Origin of the sequence: Psychrobacter sp. DAB_AL43B (assembly GCF_900168255.1) — a bacterium.
Lineage (GTDB): Bacteria > Pseudomonadota > Gammaproteobacteria > Pseudomonadales > Moraxellaceae > Psychrobacter.
The window spans coordinates 3285364-3309148 of record NZ_LT799838.1 but is presented as its reverse complement, the minus strand read 5'-3'; the positions used below and the strand labels follow the sequence as shown (position 1 = coordinate 3309148).

The 23785-nt window shown below is 41.8% G+C and carries 21 protein-coding genes; 20 read left to right on the top strand and 1 reads right to left on the bottom strand.

Features of this window, described 5'->3' with window-relative positions:
• Positions 1–218: 218 nt before the first annotated feature.
• The 8 genes from rpmH to DABAL43B_RS14090 all read left to right on the top strand — a co-directional run bounded on the left by rpmH (position 219) and on the right by DABAL43B_RS14090 (position 7888).
• The gene (gene rpmH / locus DABAL43B_RS14125; RefSeq protein WP_007394757.1) at positions 219–353 is read left to right on the top strand and encodes a 50S ribosomal protein L34; all 135 of its coding nucleotides are present in this window, start codon (positions 219–221) and stop codon (positions 351–353) included.
• Between the two features lie 177 nt (positions 354–530).
• Complete coding sequence (gene rnpA, locus DABAL43B_RS14120) at positions 531–902, top strand: ribonuclease P protein component (protein WP_079692972.1); 372 nt, start codon at positions 531–533, stop codon at positions 900–902.
• Between the two features lies 1 nt (position 903).
• Positions 904–1290 (top strand): membrane protein insertion efficiency factor YidD, encoded by a 387-nt coding sequence (gene yidD / locus DABAL43B_RS14115; protein ID WP_079692971.1) that lies wholly within the window; start codon positions 904–906, stop codon positions 1288–1290.
• A gap of 217 nt (positions 1291–1507) precedes the next feature.
• Positions 1508–3205, top strand: coding sequence for a membrane protein insertase YidC (yidC, locus tag DABAL43B_RS14110; RefSeq protein WP_079692970.1), 1698 nt, complete (start codon positions 1508–1510; stop codon positions 3203–3205).
• A 248-nt stretch (positions 3206–3453) separates the two neighbouring features.
• Positions 3454–4902 (top strand): tRNA uridine-5-carboxymethylaminomethyl(34) synthesis GTPase MnmE, encoded by a 1449-nt coding sequence (gene mnmE / locus DABAL43B_RS14105; RefSeq protein WP_079692969.1) that lies wholly within the window; start codon positions 3454–3456, stop codon positions 4900–4902.
• 110 nt (positions 4903–5012) lie between these two features.
• Positions 5013–5471 carry a transcriptional regulator NrdR gene (nrdR, locus tag DABAL43B_RS14100; protein WP_079692968.1) on the top strand — a complete coding sequence of 153 codons (459 nt, stop codon included), beginning with the start codon at positions 5013–5015 and terminating at the stop codon, positions 5469–5471.
• A 104-nt stretch (positions 5472–5575) separates the two neighbouring features.
• A complete protein-coding gene (gene ribD / locus DABAL43B_RS14095; RefSeq protein ID WP_079692967.1) occupies positions 5576–6631 on the top strand; it encodes a bifunctional diaminohydroxyphosphoribosylaminopyrimidine deaminase/5-amino-6-(5-phosphoribosylamino)uracil reductase RibD in 1056 nt (351 codons plus the stop codon).
• Positions 6632–7213: 582 nt separating this feature from the next.
• Positions 7214–7888: a riboflavin synthase gene (locus DABAL43B_RS14090; RefSeq protein WP_079692966.1), complete on the top strand. Its 675-nt coding sequence runs from the start codon at positions 7214–7216 to the stop codon at positions 7886–7888.
• Positions 7889–8020: 132 nt separating this feature from the next.
• On the opposite strand, the gene DABAL43B_RS14085 is transcribed toward DABAL43B_RS14090, so the two are convergent.
• On the bottom strand, positions 8021–10999 hold the full coding sequence (locus DABAL43B_RS14085; RefSeq protein WP_079692965.1) for a response regulator: 2979 nt from the start codon (positions 10997–10999) through the stop codon (positions 8021–8023).
• A 246-nt stretch (positions 11000–11245) separates the two neighbouring features.
• Here DABAL43B_RS14085 and fmt point away from each other — a divergent pair, with 246 nt between their 5' ends.
• The 12 genes from fmt to DABAL43B_RS14030 all read left to right on the top strand — a co-directional run bounded on the left by fmt (position 11246) and on the right by DABAL43B_RS14030 (position 23758).
• Positions 11246–12370, top strand: a complete 1125-nt coding sequence (gene fmt, locus DABAL43B_RS14080; protein ID WP_079692964.1) for a methionyl-tRNA formyltransferase — start codon at positions 11246–11248, stop codon at positions 12368–12370.
• 75 nt (positions 12371–12445) lie between these two features.
• A complete protein-coding gene (locus DABAL43B_RS14075; protein ID WP_079692963.1) occupies positions 12446–14029 on the top strand; it encodes a transcription antitermination factor NusB in 1584 nt (527 codons plus the stop codon).
• Positions 14030–14074: 45 nt separating this feature from the next.
• A complete protein-coding gene (thrC, locus tag DABAL43B_RS14070; protein ID WP_079692962.1) occupies positions 14075–15496 on the top strand; it encodes a threonine synthase in 1422 nt (473 codons plus the stop codon).
• Between the two features lie 350 nt (positions 15497–15846).
• Positions 15847–16944 (top strand): LysM peptidoglycan-binding domain-containing protein, encoded by a 1098-nt coding sequence (locus DABAL43B_RS14065; RefSeq protein ID WP_413771819.1) that lies wholly within the window; start codon positions 15847–15849, stop codon positions 16942–16944.
• A 60-nt stretch (positions 16945–17004) separates the two neighbouring features.
• Positions 17005–18273, top strand: a complete 1269-nt coding sequence (dprA, locus tag DABAL43B_RS14060; protein ID WP_171996359.1) for a DNA-processing protein DprA — start codon at positions 17005–17007, stop codon at positions 18271–18273.
• A gap of 127 nt (positions 18274–18400) precedes the next feature.
• Entirely contained in the window at positions 18401–19030 is a 630-nt protein-coding gene (locus tag DABAL43B_RS14055; protein ID WP_079692960.1) for an L-threonylcarbamoyladenylate synthase, read from the top strand.
• A 158-nt stretch (positions 19031–19188) separates the two neighbouring features.
• On the top strand, positions 19189–19707 hold the full coding sequence (locus DABAL43B_RS14050; RefSeq protein WP_079692959.1) for a GbsR/MarR family transcriptional regulator: 519 nt from the start codon (positions 19189–19191) through the stop codon (positions 19705–19707).
• Positions 19708–19839: 132 nt separating this feature from the next.
• Positions 19840–20241 carry a hypothetical protein gene (locus tag DABAL43B_RS14425; protein WP_227516704.1) on the top strand — a complete coding sequence of 134 codons (402 nt, stop codon included), beginning with the start codon at positions 19840–19842 and terminating at the stop codon, positions 20239–20241.
• 9 nt (positions 20242–20250) lie between these two features.
• Entirely contained in the window at positions 20251–20793 is a 543-nt protein-coding gene (locus tag DABAL43B_RS14420; RefSeq protein WP_227516703.1) for a fatty acid desaturase, read from the top strand.
• Between the two features lie 133 nt (positions 20794–20926).
• Positions 20927–21427 carry a hypothetical protein gene (locus DABAL43B_RS14040; RefSeq protein ID WP_079692958.1) on the top strand — a complete coding sequence of 167 codons (501 nt, stop codon included), beginning with the start codon at positions 20927–20929 and terminating at the stop codon, positions 21425–21427.
• A 39-nt stretch (positions 21428–21466) separates the two neighbouring features.
• Complete coding sequence (locus DABAL43B_RS14035; protein WP_079692957.1) at positions 21467–22456, top strand: epimerase; 990 nt, start codon at positions 21467–21469, stop codon at positions 22454–22456.
• A 228-nt stretch (positions 22457–22684) separates the two neighbouring features.
• A complete protein-coding gene (locus DABAL43B_RS14030; RefSeq protein WP_079692956.1) occupies positions 22685–23758 on the top strand; it encodes a metallophosphoesterase in 1074 nt (357 codons plus the stop codon).
• Positions 23759–23785: the final 27 nt, after the last annotated feature.

Genomic DNA, 23785 nt, shown 5'->3' with positions numbered 1-23785 from the left:
CCGTTCAAAATAGTATTTATTTAATTTTAAAACGATACAGTGCAACCGATATGCATTTCTGCAATATCTGTCACGTCTGGTAACAGCAAGCAAGAATAATTGAAAGCAGTCGTACATTGCTATAAAAACAGTCTAAATTAGTTTATTGACCAAAATGCGATGCAATGATATAATCCTCCGTTATTAGGAATTCAGTCCATTATTTTGATAGGTGAGTTATGAAACGTACATTCCAACCAAGCGTGATCAAGCGTAAGCGTACTCACGGTTTCCGTGCTCGTATGGCAACTAAAAAAGGCCGTCAGGTCTTAGCTCGTCGCCGCGCTAAAGGACGTCATCGTCTTACTGTATAATCAGTAAATTACGATGAACATGGCTTGTTGTGTTTCTATTATTTATAGATTGCGATAGTCAATCATCACAACTGACACTCAGCCATATATTAAAAGCGCCCACATCGGCGCTTTTTTTGTCTCTGCATTTTACCGTTATTTCTAATTCTGCTATTAGTTCTTATACTAGGTTGTACTATGTCCAATAATGTTTCAGCTACACCTACCTACCGCTTCACTAAAGAGCAGCGCTTGCTCACGCCTGCAGCCTTCCGTGAGGTATTCGATGCTCCTGAACGTAAACTTCATCAGAGTCACTTAATGGCCTTTGTGCGTACCAATACTCATGATAAACCACGAGTCGGCATGGCGATTACGAAGCGTAAAGTACCGACGGCAGTTGCGCGAAATTTAATCAAACGTCAAATACGTGAGCAGTTTCGAGTAAAGGCTATTAGTTTAGAAAACAAAGATATTGTTTTCATTATTAAAAGTTCTATTAAAGATTTGACTAATAAAGAATTGAAAAGTGAAATAAATAATATTTTTAAAAAAATAGAAATAAAATAAAATGAATTTTATTTTAATAAAATTAAATAAAATTTTTTATAAATTATTTTATAATTTTATTGTTTTTTATCAAAAAATAATAAGTCCTATCTTACCTGCTCGTTGTCGATATTATCCAACTTGTTCAAATTATGGTAAGCAAGCTTTAGCTTGGCATGGTGTTTGGGTAGGTAGTTGGCTTTTATTAAAACGTCTTGGCAGCTGTCATCCTTTGGGCGGACATGGCATTGATTTTGTACCGCTACCTTTAGCTTCTTATACTTATCAATACGTATCTTGTGCTACGTCAGCTCATATCAAAGCTTATATCAAGGCTCAGGGTTTATACGTTTATAGAGATCATAAGAGCTATGTTCCTCGCCTAAACCATATGATGAAATTGACATAAAACTTAAGTTCGACTGAGCGTTTCAGGCTGTCTATCGAGTTACCCACAAGTTATCCACACTGTTGGTATCATTTAGAGTCGTTTTTTAGTAAAATGATGAACATTTTATGTGATTGACTGCTGACATTACCGCTAGCTATATGGGTTAATGCCGTGTGGTAGTCATAACACATGCCCTAGTTTTTTATTCCCTAATTTTTTAATCTAGGAAAGGTTTATGCAAAAGATATTTCGGGTGATGATCATCATTGCGATGTTAATCACCGCTTATCTGCTGATTTTGGCATGGCGTGATGATTATGCAGATGCCCCAGCTGTAGACACGGTGCCAGAAACTGCAACTTCAGTAGGAGCTGATATTCCTTCTACTAGCGGTGCAGCAGGTGATATTCCAGTACAGACGCTACCTGTCGATAACGGTACCGTTGATAATGGTACTGTGACCGCCACACCTGCTACCAATGCAGGACTAATCACCGTCACTACTGATCGCTATGACATCAAAATCAACCCAGAAGGCGGTGACATCGTTTATGCTGCGCTAAAGCAGTATGATGCGACGCTCGATAGCGATAAGCCTTTTGTATTATTAGAAAATAATAGTAATCGCGTTTATGTCGCTCAGTCTGGTCTGATTGGTAAAGATGGTATTGATACGGCAGAAGGTCGCGCCAAATACAGTCATACCGCGAATAACTATGTGATGGAAAAAGGTCAGCAAACGTTATCAGTACCGCTAACTTATCAAAAAGATGGCGTGACAATCACCAAGACCTTTACTTTTACGCAAGATAAATACCCTATTGATATCAGTTATCAGATTCAAAACGCCTCTGCGAAAGCGTGGCAAGGGCAGATGTTTGCACAATTAAAACGTGATAACAGTAAAGACCCTGGCATGTCTGATAAAGGTGCGCTGAGTATGGCGACTTATTTGGGCGGCGCTTGGGGTACACCTGATGACCCTTATAACAAGCTGAAATTTGGTAAGTTTAACGATGGCGCGTTGACCACCACTAGCGATAAAGGTTGGGTTGGTATCGTGCAGCATTATTTCGTATCTGCATGGACGCCTGAAAACTTCACTGGTAAATTCTTTAGTCGCGAAACCGGTGATGATTATTTTATCGGTTTTAACAGTCAGCCTGTCAATGTGGGTCCAAATAAGCAAGTCACTTTAGATGCAACCTTGTATGCAGGTCCAAAGGTACAGTCTGAGCTTAAAGATGTAGCGGTAGGGCTAAATCAGACCGTCGATTATGGTTTGTTATGGCCAATATCGAAGATATTATTTGCAATCTTGGATGGTATTCATAAGGTTATCGGCAACTGGGGTTGGTCAATCATTCTTTTGACCATCTTAGTGAAGTTCGCATTGATGTGGTTCTCTAATAAGAGTTACTATTCAATGGCGAAGATGCGTGCTATCGCACCGCGTCTAGCAGCGTTAAAAGAAGAGCACGGCGACGATCGCATGAAGATGTCGCAAGAAATGATGGGCATCTATAAAGAAGAAAAAGTCAATCCAATGGCTGGTTGTTTGCCAATATTGATGCAGATGCCTATCTTCTTAGCATTATATTGGGTTCTAGTTGAAAGTGTTGAGCTGCGTCATGCGCCGTGGATCTTATGGATTCAGGATTTATCAGCGATGGATCCGTGGTTCATTCTGCCGCTATTGATGGGTGCGTCGATGTTTATACAGCAGCAGCTAAACCCGCAGCCAGCTGATCCGATGCAAGCGAAAGTGATGAAGTTCTTACCGATTATCTTTACTGCGTTCATGCTGTTCTTCCCAGCAGGTTTGGTACTATACTGGACCGTGAATAACTTATTTAGTATGACGCATCAGTATATCGTCAACAAGAAAGTCGAAGAAGAGCAAAAACTTCGTACCGTTAAAGTGCTGGATTAATCAGTAAATAAGCTGTCTTCTTATAAGAAACCATCGCTACGGCGGTGGTTTTTTTATACGCCAAATACTTAGAGTTTTTTGAATTAAAGCTCTGTATTGCGAAAAACATATCCTGGCAGCACTGTATCGTTTTTGACATGCTTTAAGGATAGCAACATACGGCCCTTTAAAGTTTGCTTTGTCAGTATGCGCCAAGCCGTCTATAATGGTGCTTTTAGTTATTGAGAGTGATTGTGGATTCCCAAGAGATGGCGTTAGCCGCCCCTGATTCATCTAAAGATTCTGATTTGTCGAGCCTACCCACAATTGCTGCGATTGCAACACCACTGGGGCGTGGGGGTGTCGGGGTTATTCGTCTGTCTGGTGCACGTGCATATACTATCGCCTGTGAGCTTACTGGCAAGTCTGCTTTTAAGCCGCGTATGGCCAGTTTTTGTCGTTTTTATCAGGCTGATGGTACGGTCATTGATGAAGGTTTAGTGCTGTATTTTAAGGGTCCGCACTCGTTCACCGGTGAAGATGTCGTTGAGCTGCAAGGGCATGGTGGCATGATTTTACAAAACCAGCTGCTAGCGCGGGCGTTTGAGCTGGGTGCAAAACAAGCAAACGCTGGAGAGTTCTCCTATCGCGCCTTTGATAATGATAAGTTGGATCTTGTGCAGGCAGAAGCCATCGCTGATGCTATTGATGCAACCAGCGCCGCCGCTGCCAGTAGTGCCATACGCTCGCTCAGCGGTGAGTTTTCACAAAAGATTAACCAATTACTTGAGCAATTGATTCACTTGCGATTGCATGTTGAAGCGGCGATTGATTTTCCGGATGAAGAAGATGTTGATTTTTTATCCGATGGGGTTATACAAGATAAGCTTGAGCAGACACAAGAAAAAATACAGCACGTATTGGCAACGGCAAAGCAAGGACAGTTATTGCGTGATGGTATTCATGTGGTACTGGCAGGCAGACCGAATGCCGGTAAATCAAGCTTACTTAATCGTCTGGCAGGTCAAGAGCGCGCTATCGTCACTGAGGTGGCGGGTACGACGCGCGATACCCTGCATGAAACTGTGGTGCTCAATGGTTTGACGCTACATTTAACTGATACGGCAGGCTTGCGCGATACGGAAGATACGGTAGAACGCATCGGTATCGAGCGTGCGCGTACGGCGATTACCCAAGCTGATATATTGCTCTTGGTTTATGACGTCACCCGTGACCTTGAAGAAGAGAGTACACCATTACAGTTGGCTGAGCAGCTGTTTGGTGAGTTGCCAGAAGCCAAGCGCTTATTAATCATTGCTAATAAAAGCGATTTATTAAGTGGTTTGTCAAACGATGGTAGCAGTGAAAAAATGACTTCTGCTTCTCAATTAGAAATTACTAGCCGAGGTTACCAACAAGTCAATGTTTCATGTGAAACAGGTGCTGGTATTGATGACTTAGTCGAGACCTTGTGTGCTAAAGTAGGTTTCCATCCACCAGAAAATAGCTTAATCGCTCGTACAAGGCATTTAGATGCCTTAAGAAGAACCGCTGAGCATTTAGCAGAAGCTCATGAGCAGTTAACGGTTTTTAAAGCGGGCGAGTTAGTTGCTGAAAGCTTGCGCCAAGCCCAGCAAAGTTTGGCTGAGATTACTGGTGAATTCAGCGCAGACGATTTATTAGGTAAGATTTTTGGCAGCTTTTGTATTGGTAAGTAATTTGATGGTTTGTTATTAAAAGATGAGTTCCATTGATAAGTCTTTACCTACAAACATTTAAAGTCATTAGTATCTCTTATTGTGCTTAATATTAAGACAAGGAAAGCCGTATGCATTGCCCTTATTGTAATGCGTCAGAGACAAAAGTAATCGACTCACGGCTTGCAGCTGAAGGTGCGCAAGTACGTCGCCGCCGCTCATGTAATAGCTGTCAAGAACGCTTTACTACCTTTGAGGTAGTCGAAGTGGTGATGCCGCGTATCATCAAATCAAGCGGTAAGATTGAACCTTATGATAATGACAAGCTGCGGCGCTCGATTTTATTACCACTGCAAAAACGCCCTATTACCATCGATGAGCAAGAGGGAATGATTAGCCGTATTGAAAAGCGTATACGGCAAATGGGTGAGCGTGAGGTTAGCAGTAAAGTCTTAGGTGAAATTATCATGAGCGAGCTTAAAACACTGGACGATGTCGCTTATGTACGCTTTGCCAGTGTTTATCGTGACTTTCAGGATATCGATGCTTTTCATCAAGAAATTGCCAACATTCGCCCCATTGATAAATAAAGCATGTAATCTTTCTTACTTAGGTTTTTTTCAAGCTTACTATGCTTATTTTATAAAATAAGCCTCTCAATAGTCACGACCAATTATTTATTAAGTCCACCCTTATGCCAAACTTAAGCCACTCGCAATATGCAAAAGACCGCTACTTTATGATGCTTGCCATTGAACAGGCAAAGTGTGGTTTGTATACCACAAGACCAAATCCTGCGGTAGGGTGTGTGCTTGTCCAAGCAGAAGAAGTGGTCGGTCAAGGATTTCATCCTAAAGCTGGAGAGCCACATGCTGAGGTTTTTGCGCTAAAAGATGCAGGTGCGCGAGCCGTGGGGGCTACTGCTTATGTGACTTTGGAGCCTTGTAGTCATACAGGGCGTACGCCGCCTTGTGCGCAGGCTCTCGTTGAAGCTGGTGTGAAACGTGTCGTCGTCGCGGGTCTAGATCCAAACCCACAAGTTGCGGGTCGCGGTGTTACATTGTTAGAGCAAGCGGGCATTGAGGTCACTGTAGGCGTGCTAACGACACAGGCAGAGGCTTTGAACAAAGGGTTCCTGAAGGCGATGCGTACCCAAATGCCGTATGTGAGACTGAAGATTGCCACCAGTCTCGACGGCCGTACAGCCATGGCAAATGGGGAATCCAAGTGGATTACTGGTCCAGCAGCACGCGAAGATGTCCAAAAGCTGCGAGCGCAGAGTGGCGCTATTATTACTGGTAGCGAAACGGTTATCGTCGATAACCCACAATTAAACGTACGCTCTAGCCAATTAGGTGTAACGCCTGAGCAAGTTCCGAACCCTATGGTGGTGGTGCTTGATAGGCGAGAACGGTTAGAGCATCATTTACACTCTGACTATCAGTTATGCCGTCGTACCGACACACTTTATTGGCGTAAAGATGACTTGAGTGAATTGTTAAAGGTTTTGGTCAGTGAGTACCAGCGTTATGACGTATTGATAGAATCGGGCGCTAGCGTTGCTGGCAGTTTCTTGCAACAACAGCTGGTAGATGAGCTGGTTGTTTATCAAGCGCCGTGCCTGTTAGGTCAACAAGCACGATCTATGGTTGATATCAATCCGTTGTCTTTAGCGCAGCAGCTACGCTTTGATATTCATACTCATGAACAGCTTGGTAGTGATCTTAAGCTTACCTTGCTGCCGTCATAAAGCTTTTTATTTTTCAATGACTTATCCACAAAAAACTATATAAAATCTTTAGGTGTGGATAAATATAAGTTTTTAATACTGGTTTCACATGGAACTGTGTATAACTTTGTTTCACATGAAACAGATTAGTTATGATTACCACTATTTTTATTACATAATCCGTTATTAATCAGTACTTTAGTTTTAAGTTAATAGTATTCAAAATAGATATTAAGAAACAGCCCTATTGTGGATAACTCTTTAAAAATAAAGGTTTTTATACCAATGTATAAAGATTTATCTTTACTTATCCACAGTTTATCCCATCATTAGTCTTAGCAGAGCTTATGTCGTGACTCACACTATTATTTTAGTTGTATGCTAGATGCTTAATATTACTAATGTGCTCAAATTAAAAATACCGCCTACAATGACAATATAGTCAGTCCTAAATAAAATAAGCACAAATATTATAACGCGCTACTGATATAAGTTTTCCTTGCTTGCTGTGCCTGCGCAGACAGAGGCTGCACAATACTTATCCCAGTAGCACTGTATTTTTTTTATAGTGGATCGACTATACAATAATGACAAGAGGTCAATATGTTTACTGGAATCATAGAAAGTGTCGGAAAAGTTAAATCTATGCAACCCATAGGTGGCGATATCCGCTTAACGATAGAGTCTGCTGGATTAGATTTCAGCGACGTGAAATTGGGAGACTCTATTGCTTCTAATGGTATTTGTCTGACCGTTGTGGATTTTGGTAGTGATTATTACGCTGTGGATGTTTCACGTGAAACTATTGCTCGTACCGCTTTAGAAGATTTGAAGCCAGGTCATATTGTGAATTTAGAAAAGGCCATGCTTCCGACCACACGTTTTGGCGGTCATATTGTGGCCGGTCATGTCGATGGTGTAGGGGTGGTCAGTAAACTACAAAAGGATGCGCGCTCTATTTATATAGAAATCGAGATACCACAGGAGTTGGCGCACTATACGGCGACTAAAGGCTCAATTACTCTTGATGGCATCAGTCTCACCACCAATTTAGTACGTGACAATATCGTCTCTCTTAATATCATTCCGCATACCGCTCAAATCACGAATATATCGCAGCATTGGTTAGTAGGAGACAAGGTCAATGTGGAGGTGGATATCGTGGCTCGCTATTTAGAACGTTTGTTAACTAAGTCACACACAGACACGAACAACACCAGCAGTCCGCAAAGCGCTATTACCGAAGCTTTCTTAGCAGACAATGGCTTTATGAAGTGAGTCATGTCTAGTTAATTCAGTTCAAAAAATAGAGTGTTAATAGAATAATGTTTTCGAAGCCTCTATTGGGCTTTGGTCGCAGTAATCACAACCATATCTTCACTGATATCAATCATGGGTTTTAGAGACTTATTAAGTTTTAATAAGGATCTCTAAGACTTCTTGAAGCTTATTTTTATTAATCGGTTTAGATAAAAACTCGTCCATTCCCACTGCTAAACATGCAGCACGGTCTTCTTCAGTATTGTTTGCAGTGAGTGCAACGATAGGAATGTCATCGCCTTGCGCTCGAATAGCTTGGGTCGCTTGTAGTCCATCCATCACCGGCATCCGGCAATCCATTAATATAAGAGCAATCTCTTGCCGCTGCGTTTCCAATACATCTAACGCTTGCTGCCCATCTTCTGCCACCACACTACGATAGCCGAGTTTAGCTAATATTTTACATGCTATTTTCTGATTGGTTGGACTGTCCTCGACCACTAGTATAAGAGGCGATAAGATTTCGCTCGCAGTATTGTCTGCTGCTAACGGGCTATTATCGTCTTTAACGCTTGCTTGTGGTATGAGATTCTGCCTAATTGGTAACGTCAAGCGCAGTAGCTCAGATAGCAATAACGTCGCATCTAGTGGCTTGGTTAAAAAGCCGTCACATTTATCTAATAAGCTAGAAGGAATGCGGCGCTCAGACTTCATACTCAGTAATATCTTTGGTAGCAACGGCTTAGCCAGTAGATGATTCAAAACATATTGTCTATCAATATTTATAGAACCCTTGTTTTCTAAGTTAAGTTGTCTCTCTAGAGCATTCGCTTCGTCGCTTTCTACTTCAGTTTTTACATGGGTTAGCTGTTTATGACTGATGTTTTTACTATCAGTTTTTATCTGAGTTGATAAAGCGATAGTGATGCTTTCATAATATTCATAATCCAGCAGTAGGATAGGGGCGAGTGTCTGTTCGTTTTGTGCCAACTCATCTGTTAACTGTTGTAAGGTCGCTCTATTTATAGCAGTGGAAATGGTCGCTGGTATGGATAAATGCTTGCATAAGCGCTGTAAATGCTCAGCGGCAAGTGGTTGATTGATAATAGCGATGAGATGAATGTGCTTTAAATGATGATTGAGATGGTAGATAGGTTGATAATTTGGATGCCGACAAGGTAAGTAAAGACTAAAAATACTTCCTAAATTGGGCGTACTTTGTATTTCAATAAAGCCGCCTAATAATTTAGCAAAACTATGAGAAGTCGTTAGTCCAATGCCTACCTGAAGATTTTGAGGGCTTATTTGACTCTCTGTTTGCAGGTATGCCTGATTATTTGCTTGATTATTTGCTTGATTATTTGCTTGATTATTTGCTTGATTATTTGCTCGATTGTATTCTGATTTAAGCGCTTGATTAAAATAAGTGTTCAATTGGTTTTGCTTGCTTGTCTCTAACCCTATTCCGCTATCTTGTATGCTAAAACGAACCCAGTCATGTGATGGGTTTGTTTTATTGCTTTCATTTACCGGTATTAAGCCGTCGCCGTCTTTAGTGTTTGATAACTGTGCGCCGTTAACCGCTTCGATGGTAAGTGCAACATAGCCAGCAGTGGTGTATTTGATGGCATTATCTAATAAATTGCGTAATATTTGTTGCAAACGCTTAGGGTCAGTATTAATACAACGCGGACAATCAGGGGTAAAAAAATACAGCAGCTCAAGCCCATGCTGCCTTGTACTATCTATTAATGAATGACTAACCTGTTGTCCAATCCTATAAATGTCGACTGGCTCAATGCTAAGGCGGCTTTTCCTAGTTTCTATCTCCCCTATATCTAATATATCATTGAGCATGATGAGCATAGAGTGGCTGGCTTGAATCAAGGTATCTAAGATCTGTTTCTGATCGGCCGTTAACGTAGTGGGATCAATGGGTTCGAGCGTGTCAATCATCGCCTCTAATGGCAGGCGTAAATCACGTCCCATGGTTGATTTGAGTGTGTTAAATTCATCCAACTGTCTCTGCATTTGCAGGTTTTTTTGTTGTAAGTCCGCAGTCTGATTGACCAGCTCATTAATATTATTGAGCAGTACGGTAAAACCATGAACTTGTCCATGCTCACCAAACCACGGTGTAATATGCAATTGATAGGCTTTTTTATTCACCAATCCATAGACTATAAGTGTGCGTGTAACACGAAGATTAGCCAGTTTTTGTAGCAGTAATTGAGTGGATGTATCTTCAGAAAAGACGAAATCTGTCAGATGATAGTTGCTATCACTTTGAAACGAAGTCGCAAATACCTGCTCAAAACGTTGATTGAAAAAGCTAATCTGACCATGTCTCATAATCATCAGCATGGGTAGTGGTGCGTGATCAACCAAACGCTCTAAACGATGCTTAAGCGTGGTAATACGGCGATGATTGCTATGCAGCTGATAATTGATACGACTGAGTGAGTGACCCAATTGCAAAAACTCAGGCGTGGTTCCTTTTTCAATAAATGGCGGTGGGGTATAGCCATCTTTTGCGTGGCTACTTAAGTTGTCGGTATAAAGTAGTAGCTTTTCCCAATTGGCACGGCGCTTTAACGTATAAAGTAATGCTAAGGCAAAAAACATGATGGCTGTCATTAACGGAAGCCAATATCGATAAGATATCCAATTAATATCAAGCGGTTTATGACGCAATATCGTATAAATATTATGACCACTGTCAAGCTTAATGCTTCCTACTAAACTATGATTGGTGAGTGTATAGGCACTATGAATACGACTATCCGATTGCAACGAGGTGACAATGTTAGGAAACATGATGCCAGTAAATTCACGCTCATTAGGCTGGGTATAGCGGTGAATATACGTTTGACCAGACGGCAGCATAAAAATTAGCTGGTAACTAATATCTTTAAAAAAGGGCTTTTTTAATATTTCTTTGATCTCAGCATCTATAGGATTGGCGTGTTCAGTAATCTCATATTGCAATGAATGAAAAGCCTCTATACTGCGCTGTTCGCTATCATTTCTCATCTCATAAAACATCGTGAAATAATACAATGACAACATGGCCAGCAGTGTCAAAATATAGAAAATCAGCAAGCGTTGTAGAGACTGAAACTGTTGCATAAAGGCATGACCTTAAGTCGGCATGATGGCATATAGTGAATTTTCGATATCTCTGTTAAATTTGCTTGTCACTCCTTAATGGATAAATAAGTGCTATATGACAATTCAAAAAATGAGACGAGGTCTTATTGCTATTATAAAGATAAATAGCGTCATTAGTAGCGCTTGATTGAGGCTATTACAATCATGGCACAACACTACAAACTCACCTATAATAGGGCAATTACTTATCAATAATGCCTAACTATGACGACACTTGCTTGCGCCCCTGATTCAACCTTTGATACTACTAAAACTCAGCAAACAACGATTGCTGACGAGCTGCAGCGTAATAACCCGTTAAGAGTGGTATTTGCTGGTACTCCGGAGTTTGCTGCTATCAGCCTTGAGGCATTAATTAAGCAGCAAGAAGCGCTCAATATAGACATCGTCGCCGTCTATACGCAGCCTGATCGCAAGGCAGGACGTGGACAAAAACTGGCTGCTTCTGCCGTAAAGCAAGTGGCATTGGCGCATGATATCGCCGTTGAGCAACCTCTTACCTTTAAAAAATCGAGCACAGAAGGGTTGGCGGCGCGGCAGACCTTGCGTACTTATAAGCCAGATCTCATGATTGTAGCTGCTTATGGACTCATTTTACCTATTGGGGTGTTAACCACGCCTACTTATGGTTGCCTAAATATTCATGCTTCATTATTGCCGCGCTGGCGCGGTGCAGCGCCGATTCATCGTGCACTATTGGCTGGCGATGATGAGACAGGCATTACTATTATGCAGATGGATAAAGGGCTGGATACGGGTGACATGCTTTATAAAGTCAGCGCCAGTATTGAGGCTAATGATACGGCTGCCAGCCTACATGATAAGATGGCTGCTCTTGGCGCGACCGCTATCAGTACGGTGCTACAGGACTTAGCCAACTATCAAGCACAGGCTATTGCTCAAGATGACAGCCAAGCTAATTATGCTGAAAAATTGGTCAAAACTGAAGGCGAAATTAATTGGGGGCAACCTGCTACTGTGATTGAGCGGCAAATCCGTGGATTGACACCATGGCCGGGTGCTTACACTTTCTTAGCAGGGCAGCGCGTTAAAATATTAGCCAGCTTGCCTGTTAATGCCTCACAGCAAACTGAGAAGCCTGCTGGTACCGTTATCAGTGTTGGGCGTAAAGCGATTTTAGTTGCCTGTGGCAAAGAAAATAATGCTGAGCAAACTACTAATAATACAACTCCTGCTGATGGGCAACTGGCCAGTACTTTAGCCATAACCAATTTACAGTTTGCTGGTGGTAAGCCGATGACGGCTGAGCAGATTTGTCATGGCAATCAGCTAAACGATGGTGACCAGTTCACGACAGATCCGAAATAATTTAATCTACTTTACTTATAAATAACCCAACTTGCACAAGACGCTATTCATCATACGTCAAGGAAATCCAATTTAATGAGACAAACCAGCACTGCGCCTAGAAATAATAAACTTAAACCGTCAAGCAACCTTATTATGAATGGTAGCGTCCGCGTCCGCGTGATTCGAACTTTACTGGCTATTCAAAACGGTCAATCACTCGCAAGCGTTCTTGACCCATTATTAAACAGTCTGCACGATGGTGACAAAGGTTTTGCCCATGCGTTGCTACTAACCACGTTGCGTCAATGGTATGCCCTTGAGCGCCTACTGGATAGTCTGGCTGATAACTCCATTGATGAAAAAGAAGTTCGTACCACTATTCAAGTAGGTTTGGTGCAATTGTTATACTTAGAAGTGGCGGATCATGCGGCGATTCATGAAACGGTTGAAGCAGCGAAAGAAATTGGGTTTGCTCATGCTACTGGTTTAATTAATGCCATCTTGCGTAAAGTCGCTAAGAACCCAAGTAAATTCCGTAAGAAGTGTGATAAAAAACACAGCTTACCTAATTGGCTTGCCTATCAGCTCAAGCAAGATTGGAGTGACGAGTATGACGATCTGATGCAAGGTTTACGTCAACCTGCGCCCATGTTTTTACGTGTGAATGCTTCTATTACTTCTGTCGATAGCTATCAGCAAGCATTGGTAGAGACAGAGATTGAGGCGGATTTAGTTGAGCTAACGAGCGGTTTTAACTTACCTAACTCGTCAGATGCAGCTATATCTATGGCTCTATCAACCAAAGGTCTAAGACTACATCAAAGTACAGCAGTCAGCGCTTTGCCACAATTCGCTGAAGGTGCTGCCAGCGTGCAAGATATGCATGCTCAGCTTGCTGCACCACTTATTCATAAAGCTTTGATGAATAAGATTAGCGCTGAGAATGATAATGCTGACAGCGCTAATAGCGACACTAAAAATGCCGAGCTGCATATTTTAGATGCTTGCGCAGCACCTGGTGGTAAGCTTGCTCATTGGTTAGAACTCATAAGCTCAGCTGAGCAGTCGCCTTTGTTTCACGTGAAACAAAGCGATGCAGAAGTAACGTCTACGATTTCTAAAATCAAGCTAACCGCTATCGATAATGAAGCGCCGCGTATTGAGCGTATTTATGAAAATTTACAGCGCCTGAATTTAACACAGCAAGATTTACAGCAATCTAAAAAAGAAATTGAGCTAAAAATTGTCTGTGCCGATGCCACCAGATGGCAAGGCGCTGGTAAAAAAGATAAAAACGAACCCGTATTTGACGCTATATTACTTGATTCACCTTGTACAGCGACTGGCGTGATTCGCCGTCACCCTGATATCAGTATCTTGCGTACCGAAGAAGATGTCGAGCAAACCGCATTATTACAAGCAGATATTTTGCATAACTTATGGCCACAATTGAAAGCCGGTGGTTATCTGCTGTATGTGACATGCTCTATTTTAAAGCAAGAAAACGTCGAGCAAATGCAGGACTTTGTTAGTCATCATGATGATGCAGTAGCGATTGAATTTAGCGAAGATTGCAGCTGGGGTATCGCGCAAGCTATTGGTCGTCAATGCTTGCCTATTGATAGCAACAGTGGTGATGGTTTTTATTATGCCTTGCTGCACAAAACTGCTGAATAAACCGTTTTAAATATTGAACAACATTATTGTAGACAGGACAATCTAATGAAATATATCAGTACCCGTGGTCAGACAGCGCCGATGGATTTTAGTGATGTACTCTTGATGGGTCTTGCACCGGACGGTGGTCTGATGCTGCCTGAGCATTATCCAAGCATTGATAGTGCGACGCTTGATGAGTGGCGCTCGCTTAGCTATCCACAGCTTGCCATGGCGATTATGCAGCGCTTTGCGACCGATATTCCTGTGGCTGACTTACAAGATATTATTGAACGTACTTATACCGCTGATATATTTGGTAGTGAAGAGATTGTTCCTGTACGCAAGCTCGAAGATAATTTATATATTCTAGGTTTATCGAACGGTCCAACATTGGCGTTTAAAGATGTAGCCATGCAGTTCTTAGGCAATGCCTTTGAATATGTGCTTAAAAGAAAAGATGCACGTATTACCATCATCGGCGCGACCAGTGGTGATACCGGTAGTGCGGCAGAATACGCCTTGCGTGGTAAAGATAATATCGAAGTCTTTATGCTATCGCCGCATGGCAAGATGAGTGAATTTCAGCGCGCGCAGATGTATAGTTTAACAGACGATAATATCCATAATATCGCTATCGATGGTATGTTTGATGATTGCCAAGATATTGTCAAAGCTTTACAACAAGATGCTGAATTTAAAGCGGCTTATAACTTAGGTACAGTGAACTCTATCAACTGGGGTCGCATACTGGCGCAGATTGTCTACTACTTTAAAGCCTACTTCGCCGTGACTTCAAACAACAATGAAAAAGTCAGCTTTAGCGTACCGTCAGGGAATTTTGGTAATATTTGCGCTGGTCACATCGCCCGCGAGATGGGCTTACCAATTGAGCGTTTAATCGTTGCGACTAACGAAAACGACGTGCTCAATGACTTCTTTAACCAGGGTGCTTACCAGCCGCGTCCGACCGATAAAACCTATGTAACCTCAAGCCCATCGATGGATATCTCTAAAGCCTCTAACTTTGAACGTTTTGTATATTTATTACTCGATAAAGATAGTACCCGTGTTAAAGAGTTATTTGAAGGCGTAAAGTCGGGTCAAGGCTTTAATTTATCTGACTTGATGCAAGCGGTCAACACGCGTTATGGTTTTGCCGCTGGTAAATCTACTCATGGTGATCGACTAGACACTATCAAAACGCTTTATGAGCAGTACGGTGAGCTGGTAGACCCGCATACTGCGGATGGCATAAAGGTTGCTAAAGAGCTGCGGCAAGAGGGCGAAGTGATTGTTTGTGCAGAGACGGCACTTCCAGTGAAGTTTGCTGAGACTATCATCGAAGCAATTGGTCAAATAGATATTGCCCGCCCAGCTCATACAGAAGGGTTGGAAAGTTTACCGCAATATGTGGTGATACTGGATAATAACGCTGAGTTAGTCGCCAAGCAAATCCGTCAGCACGTCACGCCAAATCCAGCTTAACAGCTCTAGATATTCACATAGCTTATTAAGATTAATATCCAATTAAAGGTTACGCTATTGTAATAAAGTGTTTATGATTGTGTTATGGTAGATATAATTGTAATATTAGAAATAGCGTCGGCGAGTCATTATTGTTCTAGACGCTTTTTTAGCAATCATACCCGTCAATCACATCAGTCAATGACACTAAATAGCTGCTCTATAGACGTTATGATAACGGTACTGTCAGTCAATAATGCTCTTAGTTTTTATCATTGTTTTTTAAATAATGATAAAGTATTCAGAGTAATTAATAGGCTTAAATACCGGTAATTATGGCGCTAACAGCGTTACATATTGTGGATATAACAATGAAGATGAGCTTAAAAAATATCGTAAAAGCGCTATTGGTTACGACCTTTAGTGGTGCAATGCTGATGAGCACTGCCCACGCTAATAATCCACCGCCAACAATCAAGGCAGATGCACCCAATCGCTACATTGTCAAAAAAGGCGATACTTTATGGGATATATCAGGACGCTATTTAGACAGTCCATGGCGCTGGAAAGAGATTTGGGCAACCAATAAGCAAATCAAAAATCCCAATCTCATTTATCCTAATGATATTCTGATTCTATGTGTGATTCAAGGTAAGACGTTGATTGGTGTGGACACTGGCGAAGGTTGTGCTGGGGTCGAAAAACAACTAACAGGTAATGTGGTTGCCAGCACGGTTGCTGTTACCTCATCGGTCAATAGCATTCCGCCTATTCCATGGTCTGCTATTCAGCATTGGCTTGATAAAACCATTATTGTCAATCCGCAAGATTTTAATACCACACCATATATATTGGCCTCTAAAAAGGGTAACTTAATCACCGCAAGTGGTGATAAAGTCTATGCCAAAGGCGTGCCACTTATCGTTGGTCAGCGTTATGGCATCTATCGTGAAGGCGAGATGTATGTTGAGCCTAAGACTCAAAAAGTTATAGGTTTAGAAGTCACACAGGTAGCGACTGGCTTGGTCACTTCTACAGAAACCAATGGCGTTACGAGCTTGCAGCTTATCGACAGTTACGGTAAAGAAGTGCGTGAAGGTGATCGGGTTTTTGTTGAGCTTGATAATGCTATCCCGCCAGTGTTTTATCCTACGCCTGCTACTGTCAATCGCGGTGGTATGATCGTCCGCGTCATGGATTCTATCAGTTCAGCTGCCAAGGGTAGTGTGGTTGCTATTAACTTAGGTAGCACGCACGGTGCCAAACCGGGCGATGTGTTAACCGTTTATCAAAAAGGGGCGGTCATACGCGATATCAAAGACAATGATACGCCTGTACGCTTGCCGAGTGAGCCTACTGGCATGGTGATGGTATTCAACACCTTTGATAATATCAGCTACGCTTATGTGCTTGAGTCGGAGCTACCTCTCAGCGTTGGTGATCAGCTACTGCCACCTGCTTATTTATAAGCATATATAAAGCTTGTTTTTGAAAGTAACTCTAAGTCCGCCTATACGAGCTAAGTGATTATGACGGCATCCTCCCTTTCTTTATCAGATCATCAGCGCGCAGTACTGGCACTGTGGTCTGAGGTAAATGCGTCATTATCTGCTTATCATAAGCTTATTACTTCTTTTGGTGCAGCAGAGCTTGCTTGGCAGGCGAAAGCAGAAGCATGGCGGCAGTTGGGTATTCATCATACTCATATTGCCCGTCATGAACAGCCAGAGCAAACGCGCGCCATTATCGATACAATTCAGCAAGCATTAATAGAGGGGCGTTATGGTCTACTATTTGCCGATCATCCTGACTATCCTGCGCAATTGCTAGCAATCTATGACCCACCGCCATTATTATTTTATCGTGGTGATAAGTCGCGTCTGAATCAAGCACAAATCGCTATCGTCGGTAGCCGAAAACCTACCGCACATGCGCAAAAAACTACCTTTGATATGGCACAATATTTAGCGCAGGCGGGTTATATCGTCACCAGTGGTTTGGCTATGGGCGTGGATAAACGCGCTCATCTTGGCGCATTGGCGCAGGTAGATTCTGAATATCAAGGTCGTACTATTGGCGTCATGGGTACCGGTATCGATGTCAATTATCCCAACCATCATGATAAGTTGTTTTCTCAGATTATCGAGCAAGGCGGCTGCATTATCAGTGAGCTGTTACCGCATACCCAGCCGCATAAACATACCTTTCCACGGCGCAACCGTTTGGTTGCTGGATTGAGCCTCGCGACTATTGTGACAGAAGCTACGATTCAAAGTGGCTCGCTGATTACTGCTAGATTGACCTCTGAGCAAGGCAAGCAAGTCTTTGCCATTCCTAGTCATATTGATAATAGTAATGCTGAGGGCTGTCATCATTTGATACGTGAAGGCGCGACTTTGGTTTATCATCCGCAGCAGGTGCTCGAGGACGTCAATGCTCAGTTGGGTTATGAAAGTTATTCTCATAAATCAAAAGATATTGTGGATAGTATAGATACTACCGAATCTAATAGCTCTCAAACGAATCATAGCCAAGCTGCTAAATATACGAATAAAAATAAAAGTACCGCCATAGTCGCTAACCAGCCACCACTTTCTAATATCAAATCTCCTCCTAGTACTATTGTCGTGCCTGAGCATCTAACGCTCGTTTATGAGCAGCTTGATTGGCATGGACAAGATTTAGATGCGCTTATCGTAACTACCAAGCTTGCGCCACCGCAGCTGATTGGACAATTAATGGAGCTTGAATTACTGGGTATTGTCAGTGTGCATGGCGGGCGTTATCTACGCGTTTAGTCCTATATTGCAATACTTTTAACTTTCTAAAAGTATTCTACTGATTTCCAAATATCACTATCTTAGTCAGTCTTTCTACTGTGCTATGATTAGCGCCTACTTCTCTATCATCCTGAACGTTCAAGCTATGAGCCAATCCAAATCATTCATCACTGATTCTGTCATTCAAGCTGCTAAGTGGCTCAAAGAAGGACAGCTGCTCGTTTATCCAACCGAAAGCGTGTGGGGTATCGGTTGTGACGCTTACGATAAAAAAGCAGTTCAGCGTATTTTAGCTATTAAACAGCGCCCACAAGCCAAAGGTATGATTGTTATTACCGATAGTGTAGAGCGGCTGGCACCTTTATTAGACCCTTTAAATGAGGCGCAACTAAAACCCATTCTAAAAAGCTGGCAGATAGATAGTGAGCATATAGACCTAAAATATAAGCAAGCTCATACGTGGTTGTTACCTATCCCGCAGACATTGGCGACCACTATTCCTACCTGGATAACGGGGCAGCACCAGACGATAGCCGTGAGAGTGATTGCTCATCCTATTATTCGTCAACTATGTAAACAGCTAGTCAGTACTCAGAATCCATTCGGACTGCTAGTCTCCACAAGCTGCAACCCATCAGCTCAACCTCCAGCGATTAACTTTATTGAAGCATATGCTTATTTTGGTGAGCAAATCAGCTACTTGCAAGCTGAGACATTAGGCTATACCTTGCCTAGCCAAATTCGTGACGCGACCACTGGTTTAATTGTTCGTTAAAGCACAGTAATTTACTAAGTAATAAATACTATTTCATAATTTCACTCTTGACAGAAATAAAGGAATAGCGCAACATGAGTCATTGAAGTGATTATTCATCTGATTAATTGTTTTATGAAATAGTTATAAATATTAAAAATAGCGAGTACATACTGATTATGAAACTTAATCCTGTGACCGAAAAGTTTATCTTACATTGGGGTGAAATGGGCTCGCAGTGGGGCGTTAATCGCACCATGTCACAGATTCATGCGCTGTTATTTATTATCGGTAAACCACTAAATGCTGAAGAAATAACCGAAACGCTTGGCGTTGCGCGCTCTAACGTTTCAAACAGTATTAAAGAACTACAGCATTGGGGATTAGTACAAAAGCTCTCGATATTGGGTGACCGTCGTGACCATTTCACCACCAATACCGATGTTTGGGAGTTAGCTCGTATCATCGTCGTTGAAAGGCAAAAGCGCGAACTGGAGCCAACGGTGCAGTTCTTACAAGAATTGATGGATAGCCCTGAGTTTGAGCATGAAAACAGCGAAGTTAAAGCCCGCATTCGTGAGACGCAAGAATTTGTCGATACGCTAACCACATGGTCATCAGAGATGCTCAAACTACCCACAAGTATCCTTAAAAAAGTCCTCAAATTGGGCGCTAGTATTAAAAAAGTTCTTCGATAATTAATTGTTAAAGATGGAATAGTATATTCAAAATAAAAAATTTAGGTATTTATTTCTGTTATAACAGAAATTTATGTAATAGATTGAAGTTTTATTAGCTCTTTTCATAGTAATAACAAATGGATGTGTCATATGAAAGCGAATAACACACAGGATAATAAAAACATAGCGATTAAAAATGCGATCAACGTAGTGCAGTGGCAAGACTTGCGCCAGCTAACTCGCGGTCAAATTGCTTATAATATTATTTTGCCTTATCCATTTTTATTGCTGTCATGGTGGTTTGCCAGTCAATCTTGGTATGTAATGGCATGCGGTGCGTCTTATTTATTCTTTGCCGCAGCTTTTCGCCAAGCTCATGATGGCTATCATCATAGTTTAGGAACGGGTAAACGCACGACTACTGGGATATTGCTGTTGCTTAGCGTGCTATTGATGACTAGCTTGCATAGCATTCGAGCTACTCATATGGCGCATCATCGTGATCCATTGGGCGACAGTGATATTGAGGGCAGTCTGGCAAAAGTATCGTGATGGCGAGCGATGTTAGGTGGTGTCACTTACCGACTGGATATTTATCGCCAAGGACTGCGTCTAAGTAGTCGTCGTAATCAGCGTATCGCGTATTTAGAGTTTGGTTTGATTGTTTTGGTCGTCTTGGTTGCCCTCGTATTGACCGCCTTTACTATTCCTGCTCTTGCTATGTTAGCGCAAATATTGATGTATCACATACTAACCATGACATTGGCCAATGCCAGCGTCGGTATCATTGCGGTGTGGGGTGTGCATCATGATTGTGATGAGACGATAGCCCGCACCGAGCGTAATCCATTGGTCAACTTATTAACTTTTAACTTACTCTATCATGTAGAGCATCATCTTTTCCCCGCCGTGCCATCCAATCATTTACCGGCGCTCGCCAAGCGTTTAGATGCGGCAGCGCCACACCTGACTAAAGCGCATGTATTGCCAAGTACCGCTGTTGCGATAGACTTTATACATAATCGTTGGAATAAATTAAAAGACAAATATCAAAATAATAATAATAATAATAGTGACTGTCCTATTCGTAAGCGTTTTGCCTAAAATTTCGCTAAATATCAACGAAAAATTTCGTACTATCAATTCTTTATTCATCAGTTCTTCATAGCAAATCCATCATCGCTACCAACGCACTATTTATACTCAATTAACGAGCAATGTTAATAGGATAAATATAATGAAAACGGATAATAATTTAGGTGCTTACCCTTATTTACAAGTAGTCATTCTTTTCGCAGGCATTAGTAGTGTGGTTGGCGGACTGATTGCAGAGCTGGTTTTATTGTTTGTTTTTAGGAATGCAGATTTCGCTCAGATTGGTTATCAACCCCTAATATATGTCGGTCTGCTTGGTTTTATTCCTGCTTTATTAACCGGCATTGTCATCGCCAGTCAAAAGATATGGCGTGGCGCCCATAAAAGTATACGCACGACGTTTTTAGTTGGGTTTATAACCTCAGCAATTTATATGGGCGCAATCGTTCTATATTTAGGCATCAACTCATGGATAGAGGTTGGCGTGTTAGTAGCTTTTATGGCTGGCATAGGACTATTTGGTGCCGTCAATTCAGCTGTCGCCAGCTGCATTGCTTTACCAAAAGTATGTAAAAGTCGTTTTGATATAAGTACCAAAAAAGAAGACGATGGTTATAAAGGGTTAAGTTTTACTGAACAATAAGTAATAAATAGAATAATTCATACATATAGGGAGTAGGACATGGATATTTTAATTAGCGGTGGCTCAGGATTTCTAGGGAGTGCTTTTAGTAAAGAGATTATGGCACGTTATCGTGCGCAGAAAAAAACCGTGCATATTACTTGGCTCACGCGTGATAGCAGTCAAGTACACCCTAATGATATCAATATGATGGCCTATGATGAGCTGGCAAGTTCTAATAAAAGCTTTGATGTGATTTTAAATCTAGCGGGTGCGGGTATTGCTGACGCGCGTTGGAGCGATGCGCGCAAAGAGCAACTGCTTGCCAGCCGTATTAAGCCTACCGAATCATTACTGGCGTTTATTGCTCGCAGCAGTATTAAACCGAAATTGCTAATCAGTGGCTCAGCGATTGGTTGGTACGGTACACAAGGCGATAAACCACTGACCGAAAGTAGTGGCTTTGAGATAGATTTTGCCCATAAATTATGTGATAAATGGGAGCAATTAGCATTGACAGCAATCGAATATGGCGTACCGGTGGCTATCGTGCGTACCGGTGTGGTTATCCATCCTGAAGGCGGTATGCTCGGCAAGCTTTTGACACCATTTAAAATGGGTGTCGGTGGGCAGTTGGGCGATGGTCAGCAAATCATGAGCTGGGTGAGCCGCGAAGATTGGGTAGGGGCAGCCATATTTATCATTGAGCAGCATCTGGCTGGCAACAATGCTACTAATAATGCTGGGCAAACTAACAAATCCACCACACACGATAATACGCTAAAGACAGCAAATGATACGCCAGCCGTCGTTTATAATCTGACTGCGCCGAATCCAGTGACCAATCATACTTTTACTAAAACATTGGGGGCATGGTTACATCGTCCGACCTTTTTTACTTTACCAGAGTTTTTACTCAAACTGATGTTTGGCGAGATGTCGACATTATTGATCGATGGACAAAAAGTAATACCACAAGCATTACAGAGCGCAGGTTATGAGTTTAAGCAGCCAACGCTGAAGCAAGCGTTAGAGCAGCAAGTATTATAGCAATAGTGGTTAAGAAAGTAGTTTTTAGGATTAAAAATAATAATAATTAAAAGTAATTGTCATCAAATAAGCAGTGGATTGTTTCACATGAAACAATCCACTGCTTATTTTTTTCGAGAACCGATTGATATACAAGCTCTATAAAGTTTCAATAAACTAAGACTCTGTCTTCAATAGGTAAGAATCTTGACGTACTATACGTCCGTCTTCGTTTGATTGAATTTTACTATGTGGCTTTTTATCCTCATCACCCAACTGCTTGCGATTATGAGCAGCATCGTCTTCTACTGGCTGATCCAACCAAAACAAAGCTTTGGTAAAGTCCTTTTGGTCTTAAGTGCTTTTCTGATTAATAATCTCTTTCTCATCTACGGGCTCAGTGAGTTTTGGCATGAGCGTTTTCATGTTTATCTGGTCGTTAGTATATTACAAGGTTTCATGTTTTATGCCGCTTTAATAACGGCTGTGATTGCAGTAGTTCATAGTCAGATTTTTAAAAAACAACCACGACCAATAATCATCCGTGCGTTTGCCGTTGTCGTTTATATCAGTATTGTGAGCTTGGCAGTATTTAATGCCTATTCGCCAGTCGTACATCGTCTGACAGTAACGACAGATAAAGTTTTAGATAAACCAATGGAAATTGCCTTGGTTTCTGATACGCATCTAGGGAGGTGGTTTGGTAATCGGCAGATAAAGAAAATGATTAGCCTTATCAATGCGCAAAATCCTGATGTGGTGGTTATCGCTGGTGACATTATGAATGACACGACGATTGCTTACGATAATACTAATATGCATGAGCAATTATCAGAACTAAAAGCACCGCTTGGCGTCTATGCGACTTTAGGCAATCACGATTATTTCGGTTATGACAAGCAGATCACTCAGGCGGTGGAAGAAGCTGGTATCAAAGCCCTTGATAATGAGAGTGTGCTATTAAATGACTCAGTATGGCTGGTGGGGCGCTCTGACGATATAGATCGTACCAGACTGTCAGCGGATGAGTTATTGACGCAAGTAGAGACAGATAAACCAGTGATATTTTTGGAACATCGTCCTAGCGCCATGGATGAGATCAGCGTCCTGCCAGTTGATTTGCATCTGTCTGGTCATACCCATGGTGGGCAGATATTTCCGTTAACGATATTAATGGATTGGTTTACACCGCTAAACTATGGCACCAAAGAAATAGCCGATACGCAGTTTTTGGTAACGTCAGGTTATGGTATTGGGGCAGTGCCGTTTAGGCTGGGTACACGATCTGAGATATGGATGATTACGTTACAGTCTGCACCATAAGTTATTTTAGATAAGTAACGTAACACG